We start from the raw sequence: 348 nt of genomic DNA on the forward strand, positions 1-348 counted from the left end.
TCAACTGCTATATGGATTTGCCATCGCGTTACTACACGGTAGCTTACATCGATGCAGCAGATAGCGGTAGTGATTACTTATGTGCCTTGTTTTACCGAGAAGCAGAGGAAGGGAACTATATCTTAGACGTCTTATATACGAAAGACCCCATGGAAGTAACGGAAAAAACAATCACTTATATGCTTGAGAAGTACAAGGTAGAACGTTGTCATATTGAAAGCAACAACGGAGGCGGTCTTTTTGCCAGCAACCTTCAGCAGCAGGCTTATGACAGGGGTAATCATCTTACGCGTTTTTATCCTTTCCACCAAAATCAGAACAAGACGGCGCGTATCTTTACCGCCTCGG

The 348-nt window shown here is 44.0% G+C and carries 1 pseudogene; it reads left to right on the forward strand.

Annotated features, from left to right (window positions below):
• A pseudogene (locus HMPREF1551_RS00565) lies at positions 1-348 on the forward strand (heat-shock protein Hsp70); the annotation flags it as partial.

It is taken from the genome of Capnocytophaga sp. oral taxon 863 str. F0517, assembly GCF_000466425.1.
Taxonomy (GTDB): domain Bacteria; phylum Bacteroidota; class Bacteroidia; order Flavobacteriales; family Flavobacteriaceae; genus Capnocytophaga.